Genomic DNA, 21,529 nt, shown 5'->3' with positions numbered 1-21,529 from the left:
TTCCTTTCTTTTCTACAGAAAAGCTGTTTACGAGTTCTTCTTCATGTATGCAAGCCGCCAATCTTTCATCGATTCCGCGTAGCGTCCGAGAGTTTGAGCAAGTACGTGAATATCTTCCTCCCCCCACTCTTTCAAAATAATACCTAAGCCGTCTACGCTTCGCTCAAGAAATCGATTCAACGCTTCATCTCCTTGAGCGGTGAGGCTAATAAGGCTGGAGCGGAGGTCCTCCGGATCTGTTAATATCCCTACTAATCCAGCTTGCAGCAAGGGCTGAAGCCGCCTTGTAATGGAAGAGGGATTAACGTCAAGCTCGGCTGCAAGATCGGAAGGACGGATACGATCCTTCATTTTCACCAGCATCAGAATTTCAAAAGAAACCCGGTCCAAATCAGATCTTATATCTTGTGCCTTCTTGAATTCCTGAATAAGCTGTAAAGTGCTCTGTGCGATATTCCGAATATCATTGGGATCAGCCATGATGCATGTACCTCCATTTTATTTGTTTGCGTAAAGCAAATATATAGCAATCTATTCCTATTTGCAATCTAATTTTCACTAACAACGGAAATAAAAAAAGACCAAAGGAGCTACGATTGCAGCTCTTTGGTCATTTGTTTCACCAAATCCGGTCTTCCATGAAACTGAGCAGGGGTGTTTTGAAATAGCGCTGTACGCCACGAGCCATCATGCTTCACGGCGACAAGGCTCTGGTGCGCATTGAGCTTAGGATCAAGCTCGGATTCTCCAGGAGGCGCCATGCCTACTATAGCTCGCAAGAGTGCGACCTCAGGTGCTAACAAGCATATCTCTTTGATTTTATAGATAAAGGGTGGGGTGGCGTGCTCGGAGAAGATAAGCCTAAGATGAGAAGCGATGGCTTCGCGTCCGATGATCTGAATTCCATCGAATCCGATAAGCTCGCCGTCCTCAGCGAATGCTCCCGACATGCCATCTGCAAGGCGGTCGTTCCAACCTCCGATGAGCTGTTGATAAAGTTCAACAATTTCAGACTCCACTTGGCGTTCGTTATTCATAATAACTAGCCTCCGTTTGCTGGCGCTTACCGCGCGGCTCGCTTTTCACCACATGATGACATTATAACTCCTTGTAAGGCATGGTTCCTGCATACAGGTGAACACTTCCACCAGCTAGTGATTACATACCTAATTCCACAGTCTTTACAGTGCGGCGCCGGGCAGCAGCAGCTGCCCATAGGATGGCAACAAGTAGAACTACAGCAGCAGCAGCGAATAACCAACGTGCAGCCTCGGGTCCTTGCTGATCAATGAGCCAGCCTGTTCCCTTAGGCAGGAGGGCTCCGCCGACAACCCCAGATGCCATCAAAAGACTTGTCGTTCGTTCCGCCCTACCTGGTGCAGCCCGATTAGCGAAGACTAGTGCAATGGCAAACATACCTGACATAGACAGTCCAGCTAAGAAAGTAAGGATAAGTATGGGCACAACTCCTGTTAGAATCGTCATTAGAATGAATAATACACCTGTGATCAAACAAGTCGCGAAGAGGTAGCTGGATCCACCGATCCGGTCGGCAATTTGTCCAGCAAACATCCGTCCAATAACCATGGCTGCCCAGAAGAGACTTATTGTAAGCGTGGCTGTGGATTCATCCAGGCCATTGTCTTTCACTAAAAGTGATGGCAAATAGTGAACATAACTCATCTCTAATCCGACATAGACCGCAAAAAAGAGCGTACAAGCTGTAAGGATCATAATGGTTCGCGATTTCGGTGGACCACTAAGCTTATGTTTGGTTTCTTCCTTATCCTTAGGAGGAAGCTGTGCGGGTTGATCTAGGATGTTAGGCCAACATAGTCCCCATAGAATAACAGTTGCCGTTGCGAGTATACCGACAATACCGAATGAGAATTTCCAATAGCCAGCTTCTATTAGAGCAGATCCAGCAAAAGGAATGAGCAGCGCCCCCACGCCAAAGAAAATCTCTACGCGGCTCATGGCGGTGTTCGCTCTTTCGCCTGATGCGCTAATAATAAAGTAACCAACGACAGATTCCGTCAGACCGCATCCAATGCCAGCAATCGGCGCAATGGTTAACATGATGCCCCATGGCGGGAGAAACGTATACAGGAGTTCTGCTGCTGACAAGAACACGAGAGCCGTCAACAGTACCGTTTTTTTGCCAAATCGCTGCATGCACCAAGGGGCGCATATGATTCCGAATAGACCACCAAGAAACTGATTCATAACGAGTTGTCCACCATCGCCGTACTCAATACCATAAGCATGCACCATAGGCTCCATCACAGATCCTACGACCATCTGACCAAGGCCGACGACCAAATATGCGATACAACCCAAGAAGATTAGCCGGGTCATTATTTTCATCTCTCCCTATCTATCAAATTCGCTATTAACTGTACCATAAAATTGACGGAGAGAACGATAAAATATCTACATTCACGTTCAGAATATTAGGTGCGTTCCAATAAATCCTGATAAAGCAAGATGTCGAAATAGGTCGAGGATGACTTTATATTTGAAACTTATTCACCTATAATTAAGTATTACGACTCTATAACGAGATGAAACCAACCAAGAAGGTGATAGAGTATCAATTCTATGTATGCACAGATGAGTGGGCATTATAGCGGTGTGATCGTCCTGCTTTCTTTATTGATCGCATTGGCCGCTTCGTATTCTGCACTCAGCTTAGCCCATAAAATTTCGCGAGTCTCTGGTAAAAGCCAGCTGATCTGGCTTCTTGTAGGTTCCTGTGTGATGGGTGTAGGTGTATGGTCGATGCACTTTGTGGGGATGATGGCCTTTCACTTGGAAACCGCGATGCAGTATAATACGTTACTTACAGTTGTATCTATGCTTGCAAGTATTGTAGCTTCCCTCATTGCTTTTCGCGTTACAACGATTATCGATGCAGGTATTCGACAAATTGCTTCAGCTAGCTTGTTTATGGGAAGCGGCATTCTAGCTATGCACTATATCGGTATGCAGGCGATTAGAGCGCCTATTCAGATCTCCTATGATTATTTTTATTTTGGTCTTTCTATTTTAATCGCGTATGCCGCCTCTTTTATCGCGTTATATTTGTTTCGCCAGCAGCGGACTATAACGGACTTAAATGTAGGGTTGAAGATCCTTTATGCGGCTGTTATGGCGCTTGCCATAAGCGGGACGCATTATATGGGGATGCAAGCCGCTTCTTTTCGGGTGGACAAGATACATACGAATCAAATGCTGAACGAGATGGTGCAATCGGAATCCTTTTTGCTCGTAGGTGTAGCCATTGTTACCTTTGTTATGCTGGCAGTTTCTTCTGGGGCGATATTCTTCGATCGTAATGTGCTGGAACGTATGGCCTATACCGATGCGCTGACTACGCTGCCAAACCGCCATCAGCTGGCCAAATATTTTGAACGCTCCTTCCCCGGCAAGGATAGCGGCTTTATGTTGTTTATTGATCTGGATCGGTTTAAGACGATTAATGATACGCTTGGTCATGATGCAGGAGATTTGTTCATCAAAGAAGTAGCACTGCGGTTAAAGGCTGCGATATCTGGTGATCAGACCGTATTCCGTCTAGGTGGGGATGAGTTCTTGATTGCTTCCTCGAAAGGGAGACTGCAGGAGGCTGCTCAGCTTGCGGATGAGATCATTGCCGTAATTAAGAAGCCTTACTCGGTGTTGGGCAATGAAATTTATATGACCTCCAGCATAGGAATAAGCTTGGCGCCAGATCACGGAATGACTAGAACGGCACTCTTGAAGGCTGCTGATATGGCCATGTATCGCGCCAAGGAAGCAGGGAAGAACCAATACCAGTTTTTCGATGAGGAAACCGACCGTTTGCTCGTCCGTAAGCTGGAGCTGGAGCGAGATCTGCGTAAAGCTCTAATCAATGAAGAGCTGGTTATCTACTACCAACCTAAGTGGGATGCAGAGAGCAATTGTGTATCAGGCATGGAAGCTTTGATGCGTTGGCATCACCCCCAGCTGGGTACGATTATGCCTATTGAATTTATACCGATTGCTGAAGAAACGGGTTTAATCGTAGCGATGACTCGTTGGATGATTCGGGAAGTATGTAAACAGAATGCGGAATGGCAGCTGCATAATCTCGTGCATGTTTGCGTTTCTGTCAATATGTCTGTACGAGTCTTCGAGAGTGGAGAGCTTACAGAGATGGTTGTAGAAGCACTGAAAGCATTTGCGATTAAGCCAGGTGATCTGGAGCTTGAGATAACGGAGTCTATCGCGATGTACGACCTGAAGGATACGATTCAGCAGCTTCGGAAGCTCAAGGAGCTTGGTGTACGGGTATCGATGGACGATTTCGGTACCGGGTATTCCTCCTTAGGAAGTCTGGATGAATTGCCGATTGATGCGCTTAAGATTGATCAGAATTTTATCCGGCAAAGCGGCCTGCCCTCTAAGCAAGCGATCATTAGCACGATTATTACGATTGCGAACTTGTTGAACCTTGAAGTCATTGCCGAGGGCGTAGAGACTGAGGAACAAATTGGTTTCCTTAAGTCGCGCGGCTGTCGTGTTATGCAGGGCTACTATTACGGTAAGCCTATGGATGCAAAGGCGGTTGAAGCTTGGCTGCTGCATGCAGCTAATTCGGTGAAGGAAGAGGTAACAGTAGAGGTCGCAAGCGCTTGACCAATGCATACAACAATTTCATGCAGGAGACAGCAAGAGAAGAATAAATCCCTTCTGAAATTTCTGAAGGGATTTTTCTTAATTCCGCCGCAGATTTGCTTCATATGTACTTATAAACCGAAGGACCGCCCATATAATTGAGCGGTCCCCCTTGATGGTGTTTTTAATTCATACTCAGGAAGTTATGCAATACACTGGCAGAGAATACAACTTTGCCGTTCTTGAGCACCGTTTGCGCGGGAAGATCAACCATTGTTCCATCGATATCCGCTATCATCGATCCGACCAGCACCTTAAGGGTGTGAGAGTGATAAGAAATGACGATTTCTTTCTTGATGCCATGCCATACGACCTTGGCACCTGCCGCTTGTGCCGTTTCGCGGAGCGGGATTAATGTCGTATCCGGAGTTATAGATGGCGCTGCTTGCTCCAGCTGTTGAAGGCTTGGAAGACCAGAAATATATCCAACCATACCTGCTTTCTTATTATCGAAATTTTGGTTGATATACTTTTCGACTTCAGGCTTTAAGCTCTCTGCAACAATCATCTCGTCGCCCGGATGCTGCAGGTTGCTCATAATGTAACTGAACCCGTTCAAATTATCGACTGCCTGCAAGCCTGTCGCTTCCGCGCCAGCAGGTGTCGTTAGAATACGCGATAGCTTCTTGGTATCAGTATTGTACGCCCATACGAAGTTATTGACATGTTTGCCGCTGTCCTCACCGATGAAGAGCGTACGAAGCGACTCCGAATAGGAGAGGTTATCTGGATTGGCAACTTTATCTTCAGCAGCCGAATTACCTTTGCTATCTGCAGCGGATAGGTCCTCACCCCAGACAAGGCCTTTCATGAAAGTAGGCACATACTGGCTGTTGATCGCTTGCCCGTCACGATCTTTTTGCCCATCGGTTAGAGATACTTCATAGGTTACGCCGGCGGAGAGCTTGTTCACTTGGATATCATCGCTTGGATCGGTACCCTTCGTGTCTTTTTCCATCGCTTTCTCTACGTAAGACATCGCCACGTAAAGCTTCTTGTCCTTGGCGTTTAGAGCAACGCCCTCCATCTTGTTAAATTCGGCTGTTGCGCCAAGAATAGCGCCATAGCGGCGAGATTCGAGGAAAGCAGCGGCTTGCTCCATGCCAGACTTCACTTTCAAATACTCCACTTTGCCTGTTGGATACGACTTAATGGCTGTGTATCCGTCAGCGGCTTTCTCTGAGGATTGGAACAGGTCGCTGAATTTAACACCTTTATCAATATAGGATTTCACTTCGTTATCCGTCGCATGTCCAAGCTTGAACCATTGCAAGTCAGCCGATCCGCCATTGTCTGCGCTCTTCTGAATCCATTTGCCTGCATACAGCGTACCAGCAGAGAGATTCTTTGCTTGGTCAGCCACGTACATGAACAGCATGGTATTACCACCATCATCACCGAAATAAACCGTTTTCTGGTCAGGCGCCACTTTACTCAGCTCATGGGAGAAGCGTCCCATGCTGTAATGCTTAACCACTGAGGTGGAATTATCGGGGTGGGCTGTAACCTCTACAATATAGTTATAGCTGTAAGGGTTACCGACTTTTGTCGGATCTTGATAGTAGCTCTGGACAAACGGATTCACGTAGGTTTGCTTCGGATCGGCTTCAAAGGCACGGGCATCGGGTTCATATTCTTCACTGCCAAGGTGTGTATTCCATGGTGAAAGTGATCCGTTACATGGAATCCACAGCCCGTCGACACTAGAGAAATCGATCTTGGACAATGTCACTGGGTGAAGCTCGCCAGTTGTTTTGTTCTGATCAATCGTTGTGTAGCTCATGCTGGCCGGAATGAGACCGTATGCCGATTTACCGGCATTATTCGTCGTGATGTATTCATAATGCGTAACCATTGACAAAGGATTGCCGCCAAGTCCAGTTGCTGCTGCACCTTGTACTTGGAACAGGCTGTTGGCATCAGGGCCGTCAGAAACGAAAGGCTTCGGATCATTCGGAACACTCGTATCGAGTATCGGTTTTCCCTTTGCATCTACCGAAACACCAGCGATAGTGCCGCCAATGGAATCGGTGGTTTTGAACATCGTCGTATAGGAAAGCGGGAATAGCTTGACTGAATTGTCGGAGTACGTGACTTTTAAGGACGCAGACGAATAGATTTTAGCCATGTCTTGGGTTGTTGCAGGTGCTGGCATACCTACGAACTCCACGGATTGAACGGATGCCTTGAGTGAGGCCGCCGAAACTGGCACTGGCAGTACAGATGGAATAACAAGAGCTAGTCCTAGCACGGGTGCGATCCAACGAGCGGATATACGTTTTCTCAATTTCATTAATGACACGACCTTCCTGCTATATGGGATTTATCTTTATGTTAGTTTTTATTTATTAGCGGAAGATTAAGTGAGACTTTTATTCATGTGGAGAATTGGTAAAATATAAAGTATGGATAGGAGATGCTAGTCAATAGCTTGTGGATAGAGAGTTTCTAAGGATGCACAAAAAACCTCCAAAACCACATGTGATGTCTGACAAAGTGGAAGTGGAGGTTCTTTCTTATAAAAGCATTTCATGCGAGTAGCTTTGACGGATTCCGGCTTCAATGTAAATCACCGGTCTACGATGGTTACCCGATTATTGCAGCTGACTGGGCCAGAGGACGAAGCTGCGATTATCTCGCTCAGCACCTATTGCCAGTAGTGGAGAGGCTGCGGTGGATTCAACAACAGGTTCCCCGTTCCAATGCTCGATTTTGATTTTGCTCAAATGCTGTTGACGGAGTACAGTGCTGAAAATTTGTTTGAGACGCTTCTGGTCATCGGGGTCTGCAGTAGCGGCATTTTCAATAGGAATGGCCGGGCCGATCTCCACGATTTTACGGCCTTTATTCTCGATCCATAATCGCCATTGTCCTTGGTAGAGGACTAGATAATTGCCGCTCTTGCGCGAGAAGGATGCTCCAGGCGCTGACGGCCAATCGATTGCCAGTCCATATGGATTAGCGGGGTCGACCGCGGCAATTATTGTTACCGCTCCGCCCTCTTGTCCAGGAAAAGGCTGTCGTACGGCAGCAATCTGCTCGCGCCTGGCGAATTGGAGCGTCGGAACGTCGCGAATGAATAACCCTCTCGTGACGACTCCCCAATGCTCCAGCTGTTTGAGGACGGGCAGCAGCTCATCCCAGCTGAATGGTGATAGATGGGAGATCAAATCCTTTGACAGAATGTCATAGCTATCGAGTAGATGCTGTGTCCAGTGAAGGGCAGACTCGGACAGATCAGTTTTGTTCGACCTGGCGGCTATGGAAGATGGCGCTCCTGCGGTTCGGTCGTTAGTGGAACGGTCATCCTCGCTGCTGCTCTTGTCTTCAAGCGATCCCGTCCAATACCAGCGCCCAAGGCCAGAGCCCGTCTTGGCCAGCTGCTTTCCTTTGGTGAGCAGCTGCAGGCGCAGCGGTGCGAATTGATCATTGGAGACGCGGCCTTCCCAGACGAGATCTAGCAGATCAGCAAGCACCTCAGAGGGCAATTTGCCATAGTCACGGCTTAATCGGGTTAAGAAGCTTGCACCGCCTTCCCGCAAAAGAGCCAGCAAAGCAGGGTGCTTGGATGTGCTCTCATCTGCTTGCTGGTTCACATAGGGCGCATAGAGAAGCTTCGAATCGGCAAGAAAGAAGGCGATCTTGCCTTCCTTCTCGCTCTCTTCCTTGCGGCCAAGCCAGATGACCTCGCCCGAAGCGCAAAGCAGATCGAGGTCTTCCTTACGATAGCCTATTAATCTGGCAGGGAAGATGATGGACTCCCAATGAGAAGCGGGTAAGTAAAAGCCCTGCAGCTTGCCAATAATCAAACGGAGTCCATCGATGCCACTGAGCTGCGTGCCGGAGAGAGTGTGTTGAAGCAGCGACATATGGGCGCACCAACGAATGGGCTCGATGGGCTCTGCTTGCTTTCGCGCTTGCTCAATTGTCAGACGAATGAGTCGCTTTGCGACATTGCGGCTGGTCCAAATGCGTTCCTTCTCATTCGCCGCGAAGGGAGCCTGCTCAATTCGGTCCCAAGCCAGAAGACCCTCAATAATGCGCTCGGCTTCAAGCGATGAGAGAGCGGGATATCGACTGCGCAGTTCCTCCTCCGTAAAAGATAGACGATGATCAGCATACCGGCCTGCAATGAATGCAACTGCATGGTCCTCCGCTGGAAAAGTATCATACATTTCCTGTTCATCGGCGCATATCCATCTTTGCGAATATCGTTCGGAAAGATGAACAACTCTCTCCTGCCGCTGCAAATCAGCGAGCCACAGGCTCGCATCATCCCCGGCAATACCCTTCATTTCGTCTTCACTCAGATCCCCTCGCCGTTTGAGCAGTGCATACAGCTCATTCGCTGTTGCAGGGAGAGTGTCTCCGACTTCTAAGCGTTCAGCTTCGCTGCGTGCAAGGATCGGATCAATGGCCTGCCGCACGGCATCCTCGCCAAACAACTCGCTTGCAGCGGATTTGCTCATACTCATGAGCTGAAGCTGTGTACTCTCGCTTAGCCCATCACCTTCATAAAGCTGCATATTGGCATAATCGGCTAAGAACTGTACGGCAAAAGGAGAAGGCGTTTTGGTCTCCTTCACAATGATTTCGACTTCACCAGCGGCGATTGCTTCAAGCAGTTGTCTAAGACCACTCGCATCGAGGAAAAGATGCAGACACTCGCGCATTGCCTCATGCAGATAAGGGAAGTTCTCCGCATAAGGCAGGGACTGCTTAAGAAGCTCCTCCGATCGAATTCGCTTTTGCCACATGGGTGTTCTCGTGAAGCTGCGGGAGAGCAGCAGCGAGGTCTCGGCTATGCGGCGAAAGGCAACAGCAAGCAGCGGTGAGCCCGTGATAGCTTCCGTAAGCAGCGAGTGGAGACTCTCTGGCGTAAGATGCCACAGTGTCTGCAGCCAAGAGGCATCCCATTCGGGTAGAACGAGCTCGATACCATTGTCTTTGGCGTTACCGTACATTTTATATGGGAGTACGCGTTCAAATTGCCTCTCGATTGCGAGCAGCCAGGTCCGATTGATGCGCCGACCGAATGGATTGTGGATGATAATATGCTTTTGATTCATGAGGTCGCTGTAATGCTCAATGACGATTTGCTGATCGGTGGGCAGCCCGATTGCAAGGTGTTGGGCTTGAATGAGCTCGATAAGCTCCTTCGCAGCAAGCAGGTCTAGTCCATACTCCATGTCGAGCCAATCTACAACTCTTTGCTCATTATGTTTGTTTTGGTCATCAGTAAGGGCATCATTGCCGTCATTATCTAGGCGAAGCCTAACGACTAGATCACGGAAGAATTGTCCGAGCTTACGACCAAGCTCATAGCTGCGACCGCCAGGCTCTGCACGCCAGAAGGGTATCTCGCTGAAGCGGTTCGGGGCTTCATTCACGTATACCCGGTCATTCTCCATACTGGTTATCATCCACGAGCTTGTTCCAAGCTGGAACACATCACCGACGCGACTTTCTTGAATATATTCTTCATCAAGCTCTCCTAGATGGACGCGGCTTTGCGCATGATGAACGGGATAGGCGGAGCTTTGCGGAATTGTACCAGCACCTGTAATTGCAGCCATGGCGGTATTGGCACGCTTGGAGAGAAGGCCGCTCTTGCGATCCCATTCCAGAAGAGGCTTGGCAAAAGGATAAAAGCCCGCCAGTACTTTCAGCGCCGCCTCCAATCGTTCGCGAGGGAAGTGACGATAGCATTCGCTGCGTAGAAGCAGCGCATATAGATCGTCGACTGTTACCTCAGCTGCAGCCACAATGGATGTGACCTGCTGCGACAGGACGTCGAGCGGTTCATGCAAAAGCATAATTTCTTCAATATCGCGATGCGCGATACTGCGGCATAATACCGCAGATTCCGGCAGATCGCCGCGTGTCCTAGCGACGATGTAGCCGCGACTGACATCGCCCACGGCGTGACCGGCGCGACCGATACGTTGGATCCCTGCGGCAGCAGCCTTCGGCGAATCGACTTGAATGACTACATCGATGTGACCAACATCGATGCCAAGCTCAAGGGATGAAGTGGCGACCAAGCAGCGCAGGTCGCCGGCCTTGAGCATCCGCTCGACCTCAAGCCGGCGGTCGCGCGATAAGCTGCCATGATGGGCGCGCGCCATTTCACCGCCCGCATGTTCATTTAGGCGCAGCACAAGCCGCTCACATAGACGGCGGCTGTTCACGAACAGAAGTGCCGAACGTGAGCCGTCCATGAGCTGCATGAGACGCTCGATGATCGGCACCCAGACGCCATCGCGCGTCATTGCTGGTCGGCTAAGATCAGGCATGGTGACGCGTACTTGTATCGTCTTGACCATTGCGCTCTCCACGATCTGGACCGGGCGCGGGATATAGTCCAACGGATGCGACACGGAGTTAAGCGGCTGTGAAGCAGTGGATCGCGTTACATTAGAGTTTATGGATGAAGATAAAGCTTCCTCGGCAGAAGCGGATGAATATTGTTGATCAATTGGAGTAATTGGAGTTGGCCCGCTGCTGCATGAGGAATCCTTTTCCCAGCCACCTAAGAATAAGGCGACGCGTTCGAGCGGTTTTTGCGTCGCAGATACACCGATACGCTGAACGGGCTTTCGTGCAAGAGCGGATAGTCGCTCTAGTGTGAGCGATAGATGGGCGCCTCTTTTATCCCCTGCTAGACTATGAATCTCATCGATGATGACTGTCTCCACCGTATGCAGCATGCTTCGACCCTTGTCAGAGGTAAGGAGAAGGTATAGGGATTCTGGTGTTGTGACGAGCACGTCAGGCGGCCGCTTAATCATTCTCGCGCGTTCATGGGAAGGGGTATCCCCTGTTCTTACGGCAGAACGAATGCCTGGCCATTCATCATCGCTAGGCTTGGATTGCTCGCTGGCGGAGTGCCGCTCAATCGCGTCGATAAATCCGAGCAAATGATGCTGAATATCATTGTTCAGTGCCTTCAGAGGCGTGACATACAGCACACGGACACCGGGAGTCGCTTTTAGATTGGATGACTGTTTGAGCTTTATTTTGTCACGAGCTATCTTATCCAAGCAGGGGAGCAGGGCAGCGAGGGTCTTGCCGGAACCCGTAGGAGCGGCTATAAGAGTATGTTGATTGTCCATAATCGAAGCCCATGCTTCAACCTGGACGGGTGTTGGCTCGCCAAAGGCCTGTATGAACCAGCCGGCAAGTGTCGGGTGAAAGGCGGCTAACGCCTGAGAAAGCTGAGACATTCAAGCAACAGCTCCTTTGTAGGTAAGATGAGGCGTCAGATTAATGGGATAAGCTGAATAAGTCCATAGTTAAGAAAAATGGTTAACTACTTATGGTTTTATTATACCTGTTACTGGAAAGTTTGCGAGTGGAGAGGCATAGGTATAGAACGAAGCAGCATTGGGGCATACATCGGGAGGTAGGGCTATGGTGAGATGGCGGGAGAGCCTGGATAAGAGATGGAGCGAGTGGAAGCGGGTTGAGTTCGAGGTGACCGACACGCTCGCAGGAAGGAAAGTTCTTCGCGTCTCAGGGCCACGAACACCACGAATTGCCACGCCTGCAGTCAAAATGGTGCGCTCATCCGAGCTTGACCATGCCTCTGGCTCATTCGAAGCGGGGCTTGCCTGCTTTTGCCTTGGAGAGCTTTCGCCAGATGAGCGGTCTGCCTTTCTGGCAGCTTGGCATGAACGGCTTCATACGGGGGCTATGGTTGTAATTGCGGACCGCCGCAGTGAGGGCTGCGGCACGGCATTCGAGCTTCATGAGCTGTTCGCAGCGCTAGGGACAAGTGTTGATGTCCGAGTCGGGCGGACATTTTGGTGGGCGAGATATGAGCTCCCTCCAAAGGTAAAGGCTTCCTGCTCCAATGAAAAAGCCGTAGACACTTGTCCCAGAGGACAAACATCTACGGCCTATGTACATCGCGCTAACGATGTCGAGCAGGTTTAGTCGGACTCATTACCGCCGTCTGTCTCGTCAGACGGGTCATCTGCATATTTCTCAAACGTATCTTGGCTCATAACGCGGCGCCCAGTCACATAGCGTTTAACGTAGTAGGAGTCACTGAGGGCACTAATGGTTACGCCTTTGCTGGAAGAAGAATGTGCAAACTTGCCATCTCCAACATAAATGCCTACATGCGAAATACCTTTGCCGTTCGTATTAAAAAATACGAGATCACCAGCAATCAAATCGCTCTTTGCGACTTTCTTGCCTAGACCTGCTTGCGACCGGGAAGCGTGCGGGATACTGACGCCGAGTTTATTAAACACGTACATCGTAAATCCAGAGCAATCAAATCCTTTTGTGGTCGTGCCGGCTGTTACATAAGGTGCTCCGATCAAATCATTAACGACGCCATCCAATTTGGATTCTGCGAAAACGCTACCAGCTTGGAAAACAAGTAACATCGCTAGACCGATCAATACTGCAGAAATCTTCTTCAAAGCGGGAAACTCCTTCCGGTGCCTGCGAGGTTAGCTGTGGGGTTCGGTTGAAGGCTCCCTATGATCACCTCTGGCGTCCGTGTTAGCGAACGTCGGGATCAATTCACCCAAGATGGTTCCCCCGTTTCCTTTTTACGGGAATTCGGCATTTTTTTTATTCTTGCTACTAATTCGTCTTTTTCCACAGTTCTCCTGCCAACTTCACAATTTGTTCACAAATTAGAATTCTTAGAGTGAAACTTTTTTTGCGTTCAATTCGTTTAGAAGACCGCGAAATCAGGCTTACTAAAGATAAAATTTCATGGATTTACCTGTTGCAGGAATTCACTAAGTGTGTCTGATTATGAGAAGGCTCTCATCAAAAAACGTGCAAAAAAGCCATCCTCTTTCATTTAATGAAAGAAGTTGGCTTTTTGATTGGGAGAATAGGAATAAAAGAAGTAGATTTGTAAAGTTAAGCGGAAGCGGAGAGATTCTGGTTTTCGATATCTACGTGCGTTTGGACTGCCACACATCGTATTGGGAGGCGACCGTCCATACCTTCATAATGGTTTTGATGAAAGGGTAGCTTTGCTGCAGGATGAGGGCAATAAGCCCGGCCCATAGCATCGAGACGGATACGAACGTCATACTGAGCAGGGCAGTAATCCCCCACATGATAATAGATATTCCGGCAAAAGGAAGGAAGTTCCGCACTCCACTCCAGAGTGAGCGGAGTGCGCCGTTCCCATAGACGGAGCCAAACTGCATCGCAAGAAAAAGGAGGTGGAGCAATATGGCCCATGCCAGCCAGGCGCCCGCCCAAGGACCGGCCATCTGCAGAAGCTCAGTCATATTACCACTGTTAAGCAGGGTGTGCAGGGCTCGCGGCAGCAGCCAAATTCCAGGAGTGAGCGCAAGCACCATTTCGATGACATACAGCAGCGCGATTGGCTTCCAAGCGGCGCGGATACCATGGAGGAATCGTGTACCTTCATTGTCGGTCGTGTAACAAAGGGAGTGGAACAAGCCGGCATTGAGAAAAGGCGTAATCAACATTCGTGCGGCAAGCAATCCAGCGAATAGCCATAGATAGGGGTGGATGAGATCCGTCTTCAGCAGCCGAAACTGAGCTTCGGTCAGGAAGAGCTGGACGGAACCCTCTGTACCGTAGCCACCGGGGTATCTTTTCAGCAACGGCACCATGATTCCATCAATTGACCGATACAGGAAGAAGCCCCAGACAAGTTCATAGAGGAACAAGAAGATGATGATATAAAAATGCTTTATCGTCAGCCGCCAGCCCTGTTTCAAATGAATTTTCATTTTTTGCACCTCCTGCAGTTTTTGCGATACGTAAAACGATAAGCTCCCCAGCGAGCAAAAACACTTCGGAAGCATAAGCTAGTTTTTGCGATACATCCGATAAGCTCCCAACGAGCAAAAACCACTTCGGAAGCATAAGCTAGTTTTTGTGATACTTCCAGTAAGCTCCCCAGCGAGCAAAAACACTTCGGAAGCATAAGCTAGTTTTTGCGATTCCTAACCCCACTACCAAGCCAGAGCCGAGAAAATACCCTCCAATACTTTAGTGACTCCGATGTTCCAGCGTGTCCTTGTTTTCTCTGGCAGCTCGGCCTTCATGAAGTTATTAATGTGCTTGTTATCGAGCATATTAGCGTTCTTTGGATCGACCACCGCATAGACGAGCGGGGAAGCATGTACGATCTTATATTGAATATGTGCTTCTTGACCGTCCCACACCTTTGGCATAGTCGTACCATCCGCGAATTGGAATACGATCGTTACAGGGCCGAAGCTGCCGCCTTGCTTACGGATGAGTACGGTAGATTCATACTGGGTACTCCCATTCTGCTTAACGGGCTGCAGATGAATCGATTCAACCGAGTAGTCAGCCATCTGATTGCCATAGACGAAAGAGCTGAAGTAGTCGGTCCACTTCGTTTTGGTGACCTTTTCCACGATATGCTGGAAGTCCGCAGTGGAAGGATGCTTGAATTTATATTTTTGAAAATAAGTTCGCATGATCTTACGCATTGTCGGAGCTCCAACCTGCTTCTCAATACCGAATAGGACGAGCTTAGCGCGCATGTACACATTTTCAGCATAGTTATTGTTATTGTGATAGCTCCAGGAGAGCTGCTTGAGTGGTGCGGGATCTGTCATATAGCTAGCCTCGACCGGTAAATTCGGCTCAACACCGTATTCACTTTCCATCACCTTATCCTCTGAATAAGAGGTGAATCCCTCGTCCAGCCAGGCTTCTTCAAATTCATTGGAGGCGACCATGCCGTACCAATATTGATGGCCGATCTCGTGGACGACCGTCCGCTCCAGATCGTACCCGGGTTTGTCGTTCTCGGCAGCGAATGATGTAACAAGTGTCGGGTATTCCATCCCCCCTGCGCCGTTTCCGCCTTTTGGCGGGACGACAATGGAGAGAGTGGAGTACGGATAGCTGCCGTACCACTGCGCGTATTTAGCCAACGCGGATTTAGCAGCATGCATGTAACGATCTTTAAATTTGGCATGCAGGGGGTCGAGATAGAGCTTGATCCGAACGCCTGGAACGCCCTCTGAGGAGAAGGGCTCCTCTGCATAGATAAAGTCTGGTGAAGCGGACCAGGCAAAATCATGCACATCATCTGCGTAGAATTGATACGTCTTCCTTCCGCTGGCAATGACTGTTGGTTTCGTTTGGAAGCCAGTCGCAGCCACTTTATAGGAAGTGGGAACGTTGATCTTCACACTATAAATGCCGAAGTCGCTATAGAATTCGGAGTTTCCATGATATTGATGAACATTCCAGCCTTCCGTTGTTCTGCCACGCGTCCCGACCTGCTCATATACACAGAGCTTGGGAAACCATTGACCAGCCATTACAAAGTTGCCGGAATAACCCATGCGTGCGAATACCTCAGGCAGCTTTACCTCGAACTTCATCTTAAGCGTCGTGCTGGTACCAGGAGCGACTGAGTAAGGTAGACGGAGCTTGGCCAATGTGAGATCATTCGTATTCCCATCATCAGGCTGTACATAGTGAAGTCTTGGCAGCAAGCTGGCGCCTTCGGTAGTCTCCAGCGACAGGATACGCATATAGCCGATGCTGGCTTCAGTCGCCTTGTCGTTCCTGAGTTGTCCGCCTGATTCACGCATGAACGTGGAGTTCATGGATTGAAAGGCATTGGGGTAGAGGTGAAAATACAGCTCGGACACCTGTTGTTTACCAGGGTTTGTCCAAGTGATAGTCTGAACGCCCAGCAGCATATGTGTGTCCTCTTGAAGCTGAACATCGATGTGGTACTCGGCGATGCGATTGCTGAGCTCTACGGGCTTAGGCTGCATGACGGAATCGGGCTCTTGTGTTCCTTGCGGTGCTGCTGGCTTCGGCGACGTATCTGGTTTGACGGAGGGGGCGGAGGCGAATGTATATTGCGAAACCCAGGCATCCCCGAACCCAAGCTGGGCCGTCACGCCAAGCAGCACGGCGATAAGCGCAAAGAGCAGTAAATGTTTGGTTTGACGTGACTTCATGGAACAATTACCTCCCATTGACAAGCATCTAAAGCATGTATATGTTTGCAATTCACGGATTATTAGCTAAAATGGAATTAAGTTGTGGACAGGCGGAAAAGATGCGTATTTACACTAGTAAACAGGAAGTTAGGAGTGAACAAGATGACAGATCAGGATCAAGGACAAGGGCAGAATCAAAGCCAGGATCAAGCGGCGGAAGTCCCGGTGAAGAAAGAGAAGAAGTCGATTTCACTCAATGTGGTCAGCAATAAGGAGCATAAAGGCTTCGGAGCAGGGACTATTGATCTTAGTGCGGTATCCTGCGTTATCATTGATAATGGCGAAGCTTATATAGATGTAGGCGCGATGCATGCGAAGAGCAAGGTGGAGAAGGGCATTAAATTCTCTACGAATAAAGAGGATGTTCCCAATGGTAGGCTTTGCTGGATCGTTTGGGTGGCGGTTGATCGTAACGAGGAAGGTTCATTTTATGCGGGGGCAACAGCTTGCCCGATGCTGGTGGATACCGAAGCGCGCCGGGGCTGGAAGATCCTTGCTCAGCACGTGAATAATCTCGACTACGCGATTAAACGTAGATATGTGCTGGATGAGCTTAGCGCAGAAGAGAAAGCGGCGCTTAAGAGCCTGCTTGTTGTTCATAACGCTGAATGGTGGGATCGCTCTCCAGATGTTCTGAAGGAAGCGTTGAAATAATCCTATAAAATGGGTATAAACAGAAACTCCAGAAAGACAGGCAGCTGTCTCTCTGGAGTTTCTTGTATGCAATAAACTAGCTGCAATCAGATTCACGAATCCTCCGACTATGCAAGCAAGTCTGCTAGCAAGACGCAGCAGAGGCAAAACACCCCCATTCACGGGAAACCCGGGTAATGAGGGTGTTTTTTTGGCATGCATTCGAATACATGTTAATGATTGATATCGCATTTATTCAGAATGAAAGAGATTTGGTTCTCGAGACGGTTAATCGTTTGCTGCGATTCCTCGTCCTCGATGCCCGAACTGCGAAGCGAAGCGAGTTCATTTTTAAGCTGGTGGAGATCTTCCCCGGCATTAGCGCAATTGTAATTGCTTTCGAGATTATGGATCATGGTGTATCCTCCATTCGTTAGGTGTACTTCACTATTATGGAGAATTTGGCGAAGCTTATTCCTGACAAATCGTAACTATTTACTTTGTTCTACTATTCGAATAAAGCGCCGTATGGTATATTCATCTAACCAGAACATTTGTTCTAAACATGGGAGGAATTACCAGGTAATGAAGCAGGAGAGAAAAAACACCCGTAAACATTATTTTGAATTGCTGGGCAAATATTTGCTTCCCCAGCGCAAGATTTTAATTGGCTTAACGGTATTGCTGTTAGTCTCCATTGGGATGCAGCTTATTAATCCACAAATTATCCGCTATTTCATAGATACGGCAGGTAAGCAAGGCGATATGACACCTTTATATATCGCCGCGGGATTATTTATGGGCTTCTCGCTTATTCAGCAGGTTGTGTCCGTCGTAGCCACGTATCTGAGCGAGAATATCGGCTGGAAGACGACTAATACGCTGCGCGGTGATTTGGCAGCACACTGCTTGTCGCTGGACATGTCTTTTCATAAATCCCACACATCTGGTGCCATTATAGAGCGTGTTGATGGTGACGTGAATGCGCTTGCTAATTTCTTCTCGAGCATGATCATCCATTTATTCGGCAATCTACTGCTGATGATCGGGATCATTGTGCTGCTGTTTCGGGAAAATTGGCTGATTGGCGTGGGAATGATGGTGTTCCTTTTCTTTGCGGTATTTGTTATTCAGCAGATTCGTAAAATCGTGGCGCCTTTATGGGGACAGTGGCGTCAGGTGAACGCGGAGTTTTACGGATTTATCGGTGAACAGGTGGAAGGAACTGAGGATATTCGCGCCAATGGTGCCGTGAATTATGTCATGAGCCGCTTCTATGTACTGCTGCGCCGGATGCTTCCGCTTCGGATGAAAGCTTTTTTTGGTTTTGCTTCGATGTGGAGTACGACCATTCTTGTGTTCGCACTTGGCAATGCGATGGCATTTGCGATTAGTGCTTATTTATGGAAGACGAGCGGAATTTCAATCGGAACGGTGTATCTTATTTTCTTTTATACAGAACTGCTAGCCAAGCCTATTGAGAAGATTCGTACACAAATTGAAGATTTGCAAAAGGCAGATACGAGTATTTCTCGTATCCGCGAGCTCTTCGAGATTCGCTCGGCTGTTGTCGATGGACCTGGGGCTTTGCTTCCGGATGGACCGCTTGGTGTTGATTTTCAAGATGTCGTCTTCCACTATGAGGATGGTCAAGAAGGTCAACCCACAATTGACGGGCTGAAGTTCAAGCTGGAGCCAGGCGCGGTGCTTGGTCTGCTTGGGCGGACGGGGAGCGGGAAGACGACGCTTGCTCGCCTGCTCCTTCGCTTCTATGACCCGCAAAGCGGGGCGATTGCACTTGGGAACACCGACATTCGTGACTTAACGCTCCAGCAGCTGAGAAAACGTGTTGCGATGGTTACTCAAAGTATTGAGATTATGGAGGGTACGGTTAAGGATAACCTGACCTTCTACGATGATTCTATACCGGATGCTCGCATTATTGAGGTGATGGGGGAGCTCGGACTTGAGAAATGGTTGAATTCCTTGCCTGATGGGCTGAATACGAAGCTGGCTTCCGGAGGAAGCAGCTTGTCTGCGGGTGAGGCGCAGCTGCTTGCTTTTGCCCGTGTATTCTTAACGAATCCAGGACTTGTCATTATGGATGAAGCCTCCTCCAGGCTTGATCCGCTGACCGAGCAGCGAATCGAGAAAGCAATTGAGAAGCTGCTTACCAATCGGTCCTGCATTATTATTGCCCATCGCCTTGCAACGGTTCAGCGTGCGGATTATATTTTGATATTGGAGAATGGGCTTGTCGTTGAATCCGGGAAACGGACACAATTAACGGCGGACCCGGAATCCCGGTTCAGCCGTATGCTGGCAACCGGGCTAGAGGAGGTGCTGGCATGACGACTTTTCAGTTTCTATGGCAGGTGACGATGTATCGTCCATTTCGCTATTGGTTAAATGCGATCATGTGGACGCTTATTTACCTAGCGCCCATTGCGCCAGGTTTAATTACGAAGCAATTCTTTGATGCGCTGTCGGGTGACTCTGCTCTTCATAATGGCGTTTGGGGGATTATTGCCCTACTGATCGGAGCGGCGTTAGCTCGAATAGCTTTGATCTATATCGGATTTGTGACCGATATTCAGTTTCGATTCCGCATTGGGATGATGCTCAGACGCAACCTGCTGAGACATATATTGAAGCAGCCTGGGGCAAGGGCAATTCCTTGCTCGCCAGGTGAGGCGATCAGTTACTTTCGCGATGATGTGGATCAGACGGAGGAGGCTGCGAGCTGGTCGGTCGATGCTTTCGGCATGACCTGCTTTGCTGCTGTATCCAGCTATATTTTGATCAAAATCGATGTGCAGATGACCTTGCTTGTATTTCTGCCGCTCGTGGTGGTGGTGACTGCAGCCCAACTGGCGACATCCAAGCTTCAGAAGTATCGGGCGGCCAGTCGGGAATCAACATCCCGTGTAACGGGCGCAATCAGTGAGATGTTCAGCAATGTGCAGGCGATTCAAGTGGCGGGAGCTGAGGAGAGAGTAATCGAGCGGTTCAAGCATTTCAATGAGGACCGCCGCAAGACGATGATTAAAGATCGACTAATGGGCGAGATGCTGGACTCCGTCTTCTCCAATTCGGTTAATATCGGAACTGGTCTGATTCTGCTGCTTGCAGGTCAGAAGATGCGAGCAGGCGCTTTCTCTGTCGGCGATTTTGCCCTATTCGTCTACTACCTCACCTTTGTCACGCAGTTTATTACGAACTTCGGTAAATTTCTCACTTATTTCAAGCAAATGAGCGTTGCGCTTAGTCGCTTGACTACGATGCTGCAAGGTGCGCCCGCTGGGATGCTGACTCTTAAGAACTCCATTCAATTAGGGAAAAACAACCGCTCGGCAGAGGAAGAAGCCAAAGAAGCACAGAGGAATGCCGCTACCGAGCCTTTGCAGCAATTGGATGTAACTGGACTGTCCTATCGGTTTCCGGATACGGGTAGAGGTATTGAGGATGTACGGCTTAGCCTGAAGAGGGGCTCGTTCACCGTCGTGACGGGAACGGTTGGCTCAGGTAAGACAACATTAGTCCGAACGCTGCTGGGTCTTCTCCCCAAGGATGAAGGTGCGATAACTTGGAATGGCCAACTGGTCGATGATCCAAGTACGTTCTTTGTGCCTGGGAAAAGCGCCTATACGGCGCAGGTTCCGCGTTTGTACAGCGATACGCTGCGCAATAATATTTTGCTTGGACATCCTTCTGACGCAGGGGGATTAAGGCAAGCGCTGCATGCCGCCGTGATGGAATATGATGTTGATCATTTGTCCAATGGGCTGGAGACGGTAATCGGCCCGCGTGGTGTGAAGCTCTCAGGTGGGCAAGCACAGCGGACGGCAGCCGCCCGCATGCTCGTTCGTGATGCGGAGCTCTACGTATTCGATGATTTATCGAGCGCACTGGATGTGGAGACGGAGCAAAAGCTATGGGAGCGGCTGTTCCATGAGCGCGGTGAAGCGACCTGCCTCGTTGTTTCTCATCGTAGAACGGCGCTCGCTCATGCGGATCATATCATTGTGATGAAGGATGGTCGGGTGGAGACGGAAGGAACCGTCGACCAGCTGCTGTCGACAAGCACAACATTTCAAGAGCTGTGGTATGGAGATGAACGCTCCTAACGCTTCAGCAAAGAGGCCTTCGCCCGCTCGGTTAACCCCGTTCATGCGAAAGGCCTC

At 49.2% G+C, this 21,529-nt stretch carries 14 protein-coding genes and 1 riboswitch; of the genes, 5 read left to right on the top strand and 9 right to left on the bottom strand.

What is annotated here, in order from left to right; translation table 11 throughout:
- Positions 1-27: 27 nt before the first annotated feature.
- From EKN16_RS22445 to EKN16_RS22435, 3 genes are all read right to left on the bottom strand, one after another.
- On the bottom strand, positions 28-480 hold the full coding sequence (locus EKN16_RS22445; RefSeq protein WP_125662447.1) for a MarR family winged helix-turn-helix transcriptional regulator: 453 nt from the start codon (positions 478-480) through the stop codon (positions 28-30).
- 110 nt (positions 481-590) lie between these two features.
- Entirely contained in the window at positions 591-1,037 is a 447-nt protein-coding gene (locus tag EKN16_RS22440) for an SgcJ/EcaC family oxidoreductase (RefSeq protein WP_125662444.1), read from the bottom strand.
- A 121-nt stretch (positions 1,038-1,158) separates the two neighbouring features.
- Positions 1,159-2,358: an MFS transporter gene (locus EKN16_RS22435; protein WP_232015938.1), complete on the bottom strand. Its 1,200-nt coding sequence runs from the start codon at positions 2,356-2,358 to the stop codon at positions 1,159-1,161.
- 243 nt (positions 2,359-2,601) lie between these two features.
- Between EKN16_RS22435 and EKN16_RS22430 the strand changes: the two genes are divergently transcribed.
- Positions 2,602-4,662, top strand: a complete 2,061-nt coding sequence (locus tag EKN16_RS22430; RefSeq protein ID WP_232015936.1) for a putative bifunctional diguanylate cyclase/phosphodiesterase — start codon at positions 2,602-2,604, stop codon at positions 4,660-4,662.
- A gap of 163 nt (positions 4,663-4,825) precedes the next feature.
- Here EKN16_RS22430 and EKN16_RS22425 read toward each other — a convergent pair whose 3' ends face one another.
- Positions 4,826-6,994 carry an alkaline phosphatase PhoX gene (locus tag EKN16_RS22425; RefSeq protein WP_125662438.1) on the bottom strand — a complete coding sequence of 723 codons (2,169 nt, stop codon included), beginning with the start codon at positions 6,992-6,994 and terminating at the stop codon, positions 4,826-4,828.
- 301 nt (positions 6,995-7,295) lie between these two features.
- Positions 7,296-11,927, bottom strand: coding sequence for a DEAD/DEAH box helicase (locus EKN16_RS22420; RefSeq protein ID WP_125662435.1), 4,632 nt, complete (start codon positions 11,925-11,927; stop codon positions 7,296-7,298).
- Positions 11,928-12,114: 187 nt separating this feature from the next.
- Here EKN16_RS22420 and EKN16_RS22415 point away from each other — a divergent pair, with 187 nt between their 5' ends.
- A complete protein-coding gene (locus tag EKN16_RS22415) occupies positions 12,115-12,639 on the top strand; it encodes a hypothetical protein (RefSeq protein WP_125662431.1) in 525 nt (174 codons plus the stop codon).
- Here the strand turns inward: EKN16_RS22415 and EKN16_RS22410 are convergent.
- The 3 genes from EKN16_RS22410 to EKN16_RS22400 form a co-directional block, all read right to left on the bottom strand.
- Positions 12,636-13,136, bottom strand: a complete 501-nt coding sequence (locus EKN16_RS22410) for a C40 family peptidase (protein WP_232015935.1) — start codon at positions 13,134-13,136, stop codon at positions 12,636-12,638. The two genes, EKN16_RS22415 and EKN16_RS22410, sit on opposite strands and share 4 nt — an antisense overlap.
- 4 nt (positions 13,137-13,140) lie before the next feature.
- Positions 13,141-13,294, bottom strand: a riboswitch (cyclic di-AMP (ydaO/yuaA leader).
- 331 nt (positions 13,295-13,625) lie between these two features.
- Complete coding sequence (locus EKN16_RS22405) at positions 13,626-14,441, bottom strand: hypothetical protein (RefSeq protein WP_125662428.1); 816 nt, start codon at positions 14,439-14,441, stop codon at positions 13,626-13,628.
- Between the two features lie 225 nt (positions 14,442-14,666).
- A complete protein-coding gene (locus EKN16_RS22400) occupies positions 14,667-16,670 on the bottom strand; it encodes a M1 family metallopeptidase (RefSeq protein ID WP_125662425.1) in 2,004 nt (667 codons plus the stop codon).
- A gap of 144 nt (positions 16,671-16,814) precedes the next feature.
- Between EKN16_RS22400 and EKN16_RS22395 the strand changes: the two genes are divergently transcribed.
- Complete coding sequence (locus tag EKN16_RS22395) at positions 16,815-17,366, top strand: YwhD family protein (RefSeq protein ID WP_125662422.1); 552 nt, start codon at positions 16,815-16,817, stop codon at positions 17,364-17,366.
- Between the two features lie 212 nt (positions 17,367-17,578).
- On the opposite strand, the gene EKN16_RS33190 is transcribed toward EKN16_RS22395, so the two are convergent.
- A complete protein-coding gene (locus EKN16_RS33190) occupies positions 17,579-17,761 on the bottom strand; it encodes a DUF2524 domain-containing protein (protein ID WP_125662419.1) in 183 nt (60 codons plus the stop codon).
- Between the two features lie 169 nt (positions 17,762-17,930).
- Between EKN16_RS33190 and EKN16_RS22385 the strand changes: the two genes are divergently transcribed.
- A complete protein-coding gene (locus EKN16_RS22385; protein WP_125662416.1) occupies positions 17,931-19,697 on the top strand; it encodes an ABC transporter ATP-binding protein in 1,767 nt (588 codons plus the stop codon).
- On the top strand, positions 19,694-21,472 hold the full coding sequence (locus tag EKN16_RS22380) for an ABC transporter ATP-binding protein (RefSeq protein WP_125662413.1): 1,779 nt from the start codon (positions 19,694-19,696) through the stop codon (positions 21,470-21,472). The genes EKN16_RS22385 and EKN16_RS22380 overlap by 4 nt, the downstream gene beginning before the upstream one ends.
- The last annotated feature ends 57 nt before the right edge of the window (positions 21,473-21,529 follow it).

This window comes from Paenibacillus baekrokdamisoli (genome assembly GCF_003945345.1).
GTDB classification, from domain to species: Bacteria; Bacillota; Bacilli; order Paenibacillales; family Paenibacillaceae; genus Paenibacillus_Z; species Paenibacillus_Z baekrokdamisoli.
The sequence above is the reverse complement of the archived record's forward strand: the minus strand, read 5'-3'. Positions and strand labels throughout refer to the sequence as shown.

Excerpts from the sequence above, each read along its gene's own strand:
- EKN16_RS22435 (WP_232015938.1), bottom strand. The coding sequence starts at position 2,358 with ATGACCCGGCTAATCTTCTTGGGTTGTATCGCATATTTGGTCGTCGGC.
- EKN16_RS22420 (WP_125662435.1), bottom strand. The coding sequence starts at position 11,927 with ATGTCTCAGCTTTCTCAGGCGTTAGCCGCCTTTCACCCGACACTTGCC.
- EKN16_RS22425 (WP_125662438.1), bottom strand. The coding sequence starts at position 6,994 with ATGAAATTGAGAAAACGTATATCCGCTCGTTGGATCGCACCCGTGCTA.
- EKN16_RS22380 (WP_125662413.1), top strand. The coding sequence starts at position 19,694 with ATGACGACTTTTCAGTTTCTATGGCAGGTGACGATGTATCGTCCATTT.
- EKN16_RS22385 (WP_125662416.1), top strand. The coding sequence starts at position 17,931 with ATGAAGCAGGAGAGAAAAAACACCCGTAAACATTATTTTGAATTGCTG.
- EKN16_RS22430 (WP_232015936.1), top strand. The coding sequence starts at position 2,602 with ATGTATGCACAGATGAGTGGGCATTATAGCGGTGTGATCGTCCTGCTT.
- EKN16_RS33190 (WP_125662419.1), bottom strand. The coding sequence starts at position 17,761 with ATGATCCATAATCTCGAAAGCAATTACAATTGCGCTAATGCCGGGGAA.
- EKN16_RS22400 (WP_125662425.1), bottom strand. The coding sequence starts at position 16,670 with ATGAAGTCACGTCAAACCAAACATTTACTGCTCTTTGCGCTTATCGCC.
- EKN16_RS22445 (WP_125662447.1), bottom strand. The coding sequence starts at position 480 with ATGGCTGATCCCAATGATATTCGGAATATCGCACAGAGCACTTTACAG.
- EKN16_RS22415 (WP_125662431.1), top strand. The coding sequence starts at position 12,115 with ATGGTGAGATGGCGGGAGAGCCTGGATAAGAGATGGAGCGAGTGGAAG.
- EKN16_RS22440 (WP_125662444.1), bottom strand. The coding sequence starts at position 1,037 with ATGAATAACGAACGCCAAGTGGAGTCTGAAATTGTTGAACTTTATCAA.
- EKN16_RS22405 (WP_125662428.1), bottom strand. The coding sequence starts at position 14,441 with ATGAAAATTCATTTGAAACAGGGCTGGCGGCTGACGATAAAGCATTTT.
- EKN16_RS22395 (WP_125662422.1), top strand. The coding sequence starts at position 16,815 with ATGACAGATCAGGATCAAGGACAAGGGCAGAATCAAAGCCAGGATCAA.